The organism is Accumulibacter sp. (assembly GCF_032229525.1).
In the GTDB taxonomy this organism is placed as follows: domain Bacteria; phylum Pseudomonadota; class Gammaproteobacteria; order Burkholderiales; family Rhodocyclaceae; genus Accumulibacter.
The window spans coordinates 26,379-30,663 of sequence record NZ_JAVTWB010000190.1 but is presented as its reverse complement, the minus strand read 5'-3'; the positions used below and the strand labels follow the sequence as shown (position 1 = coordinate 30,663).

5 protein-coding genes are annotated in these 4,285 nt (G+C 62.7%); all 5 read left to right on the top strand.

Features of this window, described 5'->3' with window-relative positions; translation table 11 throughout:
• Positions 1-106 precede the first annotated feature (106 nt).
• Entirely contained in the window at positions 107-679 is a 573-nt protein-coding gene (locus RUW20_RS15065) for an aminodeoxychorismate/anthranilate synthase component II (RefSeq protein WP_313953057.1), read from the top strand.
• Entirely contained in the window at positions 676-1,701 is a 1,026-nt protein-coding gene (gene trpD / locus RUW20_RS15060; protein ID WP_313953047.1) for an anthranilate phosphoribosyltransferase, read from the top strand. The genes RUW20_RS15065 and trpD overlap by 4 nt, the downstream gene beginning before the upstream one ends.
• A 26-nt stretch (positions 1,702-1,727) precedes the next feature.
• Positions 1,728-2,324, top strand: coding sequence for a Uma2 family endonuclease (locus RUW20_RS15055; protein ID WP_313953046.1), 597 nt, complete (start codon positions 1,728-1,730; stop codon positions 2,322-2,324).
• Positions 2,324-3,112: an indole-3-glycerol phosphate synthase TrpC gene (gene trpC, locus RUW20_RS15050; protein ID WP_313953056.1), complete on the top strand. Its 789-nt coding sequence runs from the start codon at positions 2,324-2,326 to the stop codon at positions 3,110-3,112. Before RUW20_RS15055 ends, trpC begins: the two co-directional genes overlap by 1 nt.
• A 478-nt stretch (positions 3,113-3,590) precedes the next feature.
• A partial coding sequence (locus RUW20_RS15045; RefSeq protein ID WP_313953045.1) for a porin occupies positions 3,591-4,285 on the top strand: 695 nt, incomplete at its 3' end.

Genomic DNA, 4,285 nt, shown 5'->3' with positions numbered 1-4,285 from the left:
TTTACCGGTGCCGTCAGCACCGATCACCCACCGGCGAGCGAAGCAGCGGGTATCAATCGACGGCATGGCAGGCGAAAGCCTGTTTAGTCAACAGGATGCCCCTGCAATGCTGCTGATGATCGACAACTACGACTCCTTTACCTACAACCTCGTCCAGTACTTCGGGGAGCTGGGACAGGACGTCCGGGTATTCCGCAACGACGCCATCAGCATCGCCGAAATCGCGCGCCTGAACCCTGCCCTGCTGGTAATTTCTCCCGGTCCCTGCGCGCCGGGACAGGCGGGGATTTCTCTGGCAGCGATTCGCGAATTCGCCGGCAAGATTCCACTGCTTGGCGTCTGCCTCGGACACCAGGCGATCGGCGAGGCTTTCGGCGGCCGCGTGGTGCACGCGCGCAAGCTGATGCACGGCAAGATATCGCCGGTGCACCATACGGACAAGGGGGTTTTCCGTGGCCTGCCCAATCCGCTGACGTGCACTCGCTACCACTCGCTGGCCATTGAGCGCGACTCCTTGCCGGAGTGCCTCGAGATCACCGCCTGGACCGATGACGGCGAGATCATGGCCCTGCGCCATCGCAGCCTGGCGGTCGAGGGCGTTCAGTTCCACCCGGAATCGATCCTCACCGAGCGCGGCCACGACCTGTTGAAGAACTTCCTTGAGGAGCACGGCAAATGAACGCACAGGACGCCCTGGCGCGGGTCATCGAACACCGCGAGATCTTTCACGACGAGATGGTCTCCCTGATGCGTCAGATCATGGGCGGCGAAGTCAGCCCGGTGATGATCGCGGCGATCATCGTTGGCCTGCGCGTCAAGAAGGAAACAATCGGTGAAATTGCTGCCGCGGCCGAGGTCATGCGCGAACTGTCGACCAAGGTGCTGGTCGGTGACCGCTCACGCCTGGTAGACACCTGCGGCACTGGCGGTGACGGCGCCCAGACCTTCAACATCTCGACCGCCGCGATGTTCGTTGCCGCCGCCGCCGGAGCCAGGGTCGCCAAGCATGGCGGGCGCTCGGTGTCTTCACAATCCGGTAGCGCCGACGTGCTCGAAGCGCTTGGCGTCAACATCAACCTGACGCCCGAACAGGTCGGGCAGTGCGTCGATGAAGTCGGTATCGGCTTCATGTTCGCCCCCAACCATCACAGCGCGATGAAGCACGCGGCGCCGGTTCGCCGCGAACTGGGCATCCGCACGCTGTTCAACATTCTCGGCCCGTTGACCAACCCGGCCGGTGCGGCCAATCAGGTGCTCGGCGTATTTCATCCCGACCTGGTGGGAATCCAGGTGCGCGTTCTGCAGCGCCTTGGCAGTTCGCACGCGATGACCGTTTTTGGCCGCGAAGGCCTTGACGAGATCTCGATCTCCGGCGAGACGCTGGTCGGCGAGTTGAAGAACGGTCGCATCGACGAATACACCGTCCACCCCGAGCAGTTCAACCTCGCCGTGCATGACCCGAGCGTATTGCGCGTGGCCAACGTCGACCAATCGAAAGCGATGTTGCTGGCCACCCTGCAGAACAAGGCCGGCGCCGCACGCGACATCGTCGCGCTCAATGCCGGTGCGAGCATCTACGTCAGCGGTCTGACCGAAACCCTGGGCGACGGCGTGGAGCGCGCTTTCGAAGCCATTGCCTCGGGCGCGGCGCTCACCCGGCTCGACGAATTCGTTGCCTTTACGCGCGGGTTTTCGGCGTGATCGGTGGCGTTGTGAAGGAGACGAGCATGGCCATACCGCAAGTTGACAAGCGCTTCAATGCCGCCTCCTACCTGGCCTGGGAAGAAACCCAGGCAGAGCGTCACGAATACGTGGCCGGCGAAGTTTTCGCCATGGTCGGCGTGCGCCAGTCACACAATGTAGCGAAGGGAAACCTGTATGGCAGTCTGCGTCGCGAACTCAAGGGCAGCCCCTGCCGGGTGTTCATCGAATCGGTCAAGACGCGCATTGAAGCAGCCGATTGCTTCTTCTATCCCGACGTCGTGGTCACCGGCGACCCGCGAGACTGTCTGACCCCGGACCACGTCAGCCACCCGCTGCTGGTTGCAGAAGTGTTGTCCGAATCGACCGCCGCCTACGACCGAGGAGCCAAATTCGCCGCCTATCGCAAGCTCGCAAGCCTGCAGGACTACGTGCTGATCGACCTGCCAGCGAAACGTATCGAGGTCTTCCGCCGCGACCGCGGAAAGCACTGGGTGCTCTACGACTATGGCGTGGGCGACACGGTCGACCTGGCTTCCCGCGCGCTAGAGATCCCTGTCGATGATCTGCTTGAAGACACCGACGAGGGCGCGACCACCCCGGCGGCGCAGTCCACCCCGTGATCAGCGACATTCTCAACCGTATACTTGCCGTCAAGCGCGACGAAGTCGCTGCCGCCCAGGTGGCAATGCCGCTCGCCAGCGTACGCGCCAGCGCCGAAAAGCAAGCCACGCCGCGCGACTTTGTCGGCGCCATGCGCGACCGGATCGCCCATGGCCAGGCCGCGGTGATCGCTGAAATCAAGAAAGCCAGCCCATCCAGGGGCGTGCTGCGCGCCGATTTTCGCCCGGCAGAGATCGCCGCCAGTTATCAGCGACACGGTGCAGCGTGTCTGTCGGTGCTCACCGACCGCCAGTTCTTCCAGGGCGACCCGGCCTACCTGCAGGCGGCGCGCAGCGCGTGCACCTTGCCGGTCCTGCGCAAGGACTTTCTGGTGCACCCCTATCAGGTGTACGAGGCCCGCGCGATGGACGCCGACGCCATCCTGTTGATCGCCGCAGCACTCGACCTGCCCGCCATGCGCGATTTCGAGGCGATCGCCGGCGGTTTGGCTATGGCCGTACTCGTCGAAGTGCACAATGCCCAGGAACTCGATCTCGCCCTGCAGCTCAGCACACCACTGATCGGCATCAACAACCGCAATTTGCGCAACTTCGAAGTCAGTCTGCAGACCACCCTCGAACTGCTGTCCTTGATCCCGGAAGATCGCATCGTCGTCACCGAAAGCGGCATTCTCGCCACCCGCGATGTCGCTTTGATGCGCGACAACGGTGTCAACGCCTTCCTTGTTGGCGAAGCATTCATGCGCGCCGCCGAACCCGGCGAAGCGCTGGCGGGCCTGTTTTCCTGAGCTTGCACATCCCAATCGAACGGGCCCGCCGCCGAATCTCTCACCGTCGGCCAGGGGCGAATCGCTGGCAGGCCTGAGAAGCAAGTTCGTAGCGCAGCTCGCGTGCGTGTCAGTAACGCCAATCCACCGACCATGGGATGCGCGCCCAAAGTGAAATCAATTCAAGACCAACGGTGGCGGCCACCGCGCTGCGGGTAAACGCGATAGGCGATGCCCCCCCGACAACAATGCTCCGTCTTCCGAAACCCACTCGACGGTGTCGCAAGCGCCAAGAAGCGCAGCGGCTTGCAGCACGAATCACCACATGTGTGGCAAAAAACCAACAATTGCAGCGCGATCGGCAGCCAAAGCGCTCGGCGCGCTTGCCCCGCCCATCTGCACTTGCCACAATCACTCCAACTTCTCGAGTATTCAGAGAGGCCCAGTTTGATGAAGCACCAGTTGGATTCATTGATCGCAAACATAGAGGAGATTCACCATGCAAAAGAAACTGATCGCGCTGGCAGTTGCCGGCCTGGCCTCGGGCGCTGCTTTTGCCCAGAGCAACGTCACCATCTACGGTATTGCTGACGCAGCGTATGTGTACGGCTCGGGCGGCACGCCTACCGGCGTTAGCGGCAACTACAAGTTCAGCGGCATCCAGTCCGGCTACCTGAGCGGTTCGCGTCTCGGCTTCAAAGGTACGGAAGATCTGGGCAATGGCCTGAAGGCGATTTTCACCCTCGAGTACTCGCTCAGCGTCGACGGCAACACCGGCGTCGGCAGCACCGGCGGTCTGAATGCCCGCCAGCAGTTCGTCGGCCTGTCCAGCGCCAAGCTCGGTACCGTCGCCCTCGGCCGTCAGTACGCACCGGGCTACATCGCCACGGTTAACAATGACCCGACCGGCGGCGCCACCTTTGGCACGCAGTCGATCTTGAGCAACGCAGGCGGCAACACCATCACCCCGAACAGTGCAGCCCGCTTCAACAATGCCGCCACCTACACCTCGCCGAACTTCAGCGGCTTCACCGGCAAGCTGATCTACGGCTTCGGCGAATCAGGCCCCACCGCCTCGACGAGCGACAACGGCCAGTGGGGCGCTGGTGGCAACTACGCCAACGGCCCGCTCAACATCGACCTGGTCTACCAGTCGCGTCAGAACGTCAATGGCCAGTTCAATACTCCTGGCAC

What these genes read in the sequence shown, in the direction of transcription:
- trpD (WP_313953047.1), top strand. Translation starts at nt 676, where the DNA reads ATGAACGCACAGGACGCCCTGGCGCGGGTCATCGAACACCGCGAGATC.
- RUW20_RS15055 (WP_313953046.1), top strand. Translation starts at nt 1,728, where the DNA reads ATGGCCATACCGCAAGTTGACAAGCGCTTCAATGCCGCCTCCTACCTG.
- RUW20_RS15065 (WP_313953057.1), top strand. Translation starts at nt 107, where the DNA reads ATGCTGCTGATGATCGACAACTACGACTCCTTTACCTACAACCTCGTC.